4 protein-coding genes and 1 pseudogene are annotated in these 4744 nt (G+C 76.3%); 2 read left to right on the forward strand and 3 right to left on the reverse strand.

The annotated features are described in order from the left end of the window. Positions 1–4: 4 nt before the first annotated feature. Positions 5–1048, reverse strand: a complete 1044-nt coding sequence (locus E1287_RS42100) for an acyltransferase domain-containing protein (protein ID WP_131971550.1) — start codon at positions 1046–1048, stop codon at positions 5–7. Between the two features lie 305 nt (positions 1049–1353). On the opposite strand from E1287_RS42100, the gene E1287_RS42105 reads away from it, so the two are divergent. Continuing rightward, complete coding sequence (locus E1287_RS42105) at positions 1354–2349, forward strand: ketoacyl-ACP synthase III (protein ID WP_131971552.1); 996 nt, start codon at positions 1354–1356, stop codon at positions 2347–2349. Positions 2350–2403: 54 nt separating this feature from the next. Further along, the gene (locus E1287_RS46175; RefSeq protein WP_165969459.1) at positions 2404–3504 is read left to right on the forward strand and encodes an SgcJ/EcaC family oxidoreductase; all 1101 of its coding nucleotides are present in this window, start codon (positions 2404–2406) and stop codon (positions 3502–3504) included. Positions 3505–3576: 72 nt separating this feature from the next. Here the strand turns inward: E1287_RS46175 and E1287_RS42115 are convergent, their stop codons facing one another. Both E1287_RS42115 and E1287_RS44470 read right to left on the reverse strand, forming a co-directional pair. Next, complete coding sequence (locus tag E1287_RS42115) at positions 3577–4032, reverse strand: DoxX family protein (protein WP_131971556.1); 456 nt, start codon at positions 4030–4032, stop codon at positions 3577–3579. Positions 4033–4169: 137 nt separating this feature from the next. Beyond that, a pseudogene (locus tag E1287_RS44470) lies at positions 4170–4744 on the reverse strand (hypothetical protein); the annotation flags it as partial.

Consider the following 4744-nt stretch of genomic DNA (forward strand, 5'->3'; position numbering starts at 1 on the left):
GGCGTCAGGGGCGGGCGGTGGGATCGGCCTTGCCGCCGCGGCGGCCGCCTTCGCCGTCCCGGCCGCCGGGCCCGTCGTGGGGGCGCTCGCGCAGCGGGGTGAGGGTCCGCGCCCCAGGAACGGTCAGCCGCGCGCACCGGCACAGCGCGTTCCCGGCGCCGGCCTCGGCGAACACGGTCGCGCCCGCCGCGTGCACGGCGCGCAGCGCCTCCGGCAGCCGCACGGGCTTGACGATGCAGTCGGCCAGCGCGCGGTGCAGGTCGTCGCCGTCGTGGTAGGCGCGTCCCCGCACCGGCGAGTGCACCGGCAGCTCCAGCGGGCGCTGCGGGTAGCGGCGGATCATCGTGTACCACTCGTCGTCGGCGCCGGCCATCGCGGGATGGTGCGACAGGTAGGGGACGGCGAGCCGCACGGCCCGCACCCCTCGGCCGCGGGCCGCGTCCAGGACCCGCTCCAGCGGCCCGTCCGGGCCGGCGACGACGGTCGCCGACGGCGCGTTCACCGACGCCACCACGACCTGCGGCTCGGCGGCGGCGGCGATGACGGCGCGGGCGCCGCCCGGGCCGTCCTCGCCGGTCTCCAGCAGCCCCATGCCGCCGCCGCGGCCGCGGCGCGCCAGCACCCCGACGAGGCTGACGGCCATGCGGGCGCCGTCGGCGATCGCGAACGCGCCCGCGCCGACCAGCGCGGCGATCTCCCCGAAGCTCTGCCCGACCGCGTAGGCGGGCTGGACGCCGCCGCTGCGCAGCGCCCGGTCGGCGGCGACGGAGGCGGCGTATCCGGCCAGCTGCGCGACGCCGGGGGTGCGCGCCGCCGCGCGGTAGGCGGCGGGGTCGTCCAGCAGGATCGTGCGCATCGACGGCCAGCGGGTGCGGGGCAGGCCCTCCTGGACGGCGTCCAGCACGTCGGCGACCGCGCGGGCGGCGGCGCGCCCGGTCCGGGCGAGGGCGGGCAGGTCGGGGGCTCCGGCCGAGCCGGTGCCGGCGAACAGGAAGGCGCACGCGTCGTCGGGCTTGAGCTCCTCGGCCGGATGCGGATCAGAGAACACCGGGGGTCTCCTTACCTCGAAGGAAAGGTTCTCATCTCTATTCGGATAAAGGCCGCTTAACTCGTAGTTATGGAACACAGACCCTGAAATGGGATTATTCACTCGTGGGATCGGCCTGGCAACCGTCAGTGGTGTGCGCACGTCACGCGCCCGCGGCGGCGGGGGCGCGGGCCGCCCGGCCCGGCAGGCCAGGCCGACCAGTGACCACCGGCGGCGACGCCGGTCGAGGGGAGCGAGCGATGACCCACCCCGAGCAGCGGCCGTGCAAATACCGAACACATTTCGGACAGCCTGACGACGGGAAAATGGGGTGGTCGATATGGGCCACCGGCGCGTATCTGCCCGACCGGCGGGTGTCCAGCGAGGAGGTGTCGCGCTCGCTGGGCCTGGACCCGTCCTGGATCGAGCGGCGCACCGGCATCCGGCACCGGCACGTCGCCGCGCCCGGGCAGGCCGCCTCCGACCTGGCCGCTGCCGCCGCCGGCCGCGCGCTGGCCGAGGCGGGCGTGGCCGCCGCCGACGTCGGCCTGATCGTGCTCGGCACCTCCACCCCCGACGAGCTCGGGCCGTCCACCGCCTGCCGCGTCCAGGCGCTGCTGGGCGCGGCCCGCGCCGCCGCGTTCGACGTCGCCGCCGCCTGCTCGGGGTTCGTCTACGGGCTGCAGGCCGCGGTCGGCTGGCTCGCCGCCCAGCGCGGCCCCGCCCCGTACGCGCTGGTCATCGGCGTGGAGGTGTACTCCCGCTTCCTCAACGACGCCGACCGGGCCACCACCGCGCTGTTCGGGGACGGCGCCGCCGCCGCGGTGGTCGGGCCCGTCGCGGGCCCCTACGGGATCGGCCCGGTCGCACTCGGGTCGGACGGCACCCGCGCCGGCGACGTGCTCATCCCCGCGGGCGGCAGCCGCTCCCCCGCCAGCCAGGGCACCGTGACCGGCTGCGGCCACACCATCCACATGGACGCGCGGGCCGTCCGCGACTTCATCGGCGAGATCTTCCCGCGGCTGGTGGCCGAGGCGTCCGAGGCGGCCGGGATCAAGCCCGCGGACCTGGCGCTGGTGGTCCCGCACCAGCCCAACCCGCGGCTGGTCGCCGCGCTGGCCGCCGCGGCCGGGCTGGAGGAGGCGCAGCTGGCGATCGCCGGGCACGACGTCGGCAACATCGGCGCCGCCAGCCTCCCCTACGCCCTGCACCGGGCCCTGCGGACGCGCCGGATCGCGCCCGGCGACCTGGTCCTGCTCGCCGGTTTCGGCGCCGGCGTCACCTGGGGGCACACCCTCATCACCTGGCCGCCGTCCCCCTGACCCTCTCCGTTCATGCCTTGCAAGTTATATGCGGAAGGGGTTATGTTCGGTGGTGTGAGCCGTGCGGGCGCGCCGCCCGCACGGCCGGGCACCACCGGCGACCGGGAAGGCAGGCGACACATGAGCACCGACGGCACGGCCGGCGACGCGACCGCTCCGGACGGCACCGCGACCCCGGGCGGGACGGCCGCTCCGGACGGCACGGCCACCCCACAGGACGGCGGGCGCACCCTGCTGCGGTTCGAGCGCCGCCTGCGGCACCCGCCCGAGCGGGTCTGGCGGGCCCTGACCGACCCCGCCGAGCTGTCGGCGTGGCTCGCCGACGCCGACCTGGAGCCCGCCGCCGGCGGCAAGTTCGAGCTGCGCTGGCTCAACACCGCCGACCCCGCCGAGCAGGCCGTGGCGCGCGGCACCGTCACCGTGTTCGACCCGCCGCGGCTGCTGGAGCTGGACTCCGACCTGCACGGCCGGCTCCGCTTCGAGCTGGCCCCCGCGCCCGGAGGGACGCATCTGGTGTTCACCAGCGACGTCCGGGTGCCCGGCGAGTACCTCGTCCAGACCCTGGCGGGCTGGCACCTGCACCTGGACTACCTCGAAGAGGCCCTCGACGGCGCCCGCGTCGACTGGGCGAACTGGACCACCGGGCGCTGGCAGGTGCACCACGACCGCTACGCCGCCCGGCTCGGCGCGCTGGACGCCGTCCGCGGCCTGTACCGGGCGATCCTGGACGGCTGGAACGCCCGCGACGGCCGCGCGTTCGCCGCCCCGTTCCGCGACGACGGCGTCTCGATCGGGTTCGACGGCAGCCTGCACGCCGGCCGCGCGGAGATCGCCGCGCGGATGGAGGAGATCTTCGCCCACCACCCCACCGCCCGCTACGTCGCCGCGGTCCGCGACGTGCGGCTGGTCGGCCCCGGCGCCGCGGTGCTGCACGCCGTCGCCGGGATGGTCCCGCCCGGCGCCCCGGACGGCGCCGTGGACGTCAACGCCGACGCCAACTCCGTGCAGACCGTCACCGCGTCGCAGCTCATGGGCCAGTGGCGGGTGGCGCTGTTCCAGACGACTCCGGCCGCCTACCACGGCCGTCCCGACGACGCAGCCGCGCTGACCGCCGAGCTCCGCGCCCTGGCACGGCGGGAACCCCCGAACCCCTAGAGACCGCATGACGTCGAAGGACCCCGGAACCGGCCGGTTCCGGGGTCCTTCGACGTCGTACTGTTGCGGGGGTCACCGCCCTTGGACGCGGCTCCGCACCGAGCGCAGCACCTGCCGGGACTCGGCACGCCGGTCCCAGGCGACCGCGGCGAACACGACCGCGTACGCGGCGGGCAGCAGGCTCCACGCCGGCTCCAGCACCAGCAGCTGGGTCAGGACGGCGCCGCCCATCAGGCCGATCAGCCCGGCGGCGGCGAGCCCGGCCAGCCGCGGGACGACCAGGCCGATCGCGCCGGCGGCCTCGACGGCGCCGGTCACGTACCGCAGCCACTGCCCCCAGCCGATCTCGGTGAAGGTCTTCACGGCGTCGGCCTGCCCGGCGAACTTGGGCAGCGCGGAGGCGAAGAACAGGAACGCCGCCAGGAGGATCTGGAGCGCCCACAGCACCTTGCGCAGGACGCGGCGTCCCTTCACATCGGCGGCGTCGGCGGTGGCGGTGGCGGCGGTGAGGGTGTGGGTGGCGGTCATGGCGGTGGTCCTTCCGTGCGGTGTCTCATCGGCCTTTCACTGACGCGTCGCACGGACCGTCCCCGGATCGACATCCCACCCGGATTTTCTTCAAGATTTTCTGACGGGCGTATCGGCGCAGGTCAGAGGGCCGGTGGTCACCATGGGGACAGGACCAGGGCCTGGACGGTCAGCGCCGTCGCCGCCTGCGCCGCCAGCCACGCCCGGGCCGGGGGCCGGTGCAGCGCGGCGGCGACGGTGAGCCACGCGGCGAACGGCACCCAGATCCGCTCGACCTCGCCGCGGGTGACGCCGGAGGCGTCCAGGACGAGCACGCCCAGCAGCGCCGCCCCCGCCAGCGCCGCGACCCCGGCCGCCGGAGCCACGGCACGCTCCCGGACCGCCTGCCTCAGCGCGCCCGCCGCGCGGGGCAGCGCGTGCGCGACCGCCGGGCCGGTCAGCAGCCCGAGCACCGCCAGGTTCGCGGCGGCGAAGTAGGCGTAGGAGCGCTGCGCGGACCCGCGGCTGATCAGGTAGGTGTCGTGGGTGGCGCGGACGCCGTCCGGCCACCAGAACCCCAGCAGCGTGAACACCACCGGCGCCACGGCCAGCCCCGCGACGGCGGCGGCGACCGTGGCCGCGCTGGGACGGGTCAGGACCAGCACCGCCAGCGGCACCGCGAACAGCGGCAGCAGCCCGTAGCTCAGGTAGGGCAGGCAGCCCAGCAGCACCC

It is taken from the genome of Actinomadura sp. KC06 (genome assembly GCF_004348735.1).
Taxonomy (GTDB): Bacteria; Actinomycetota; Actinomycetes; order Streptosporangiales; family Streptosporangiaceae; genus Spirillospora.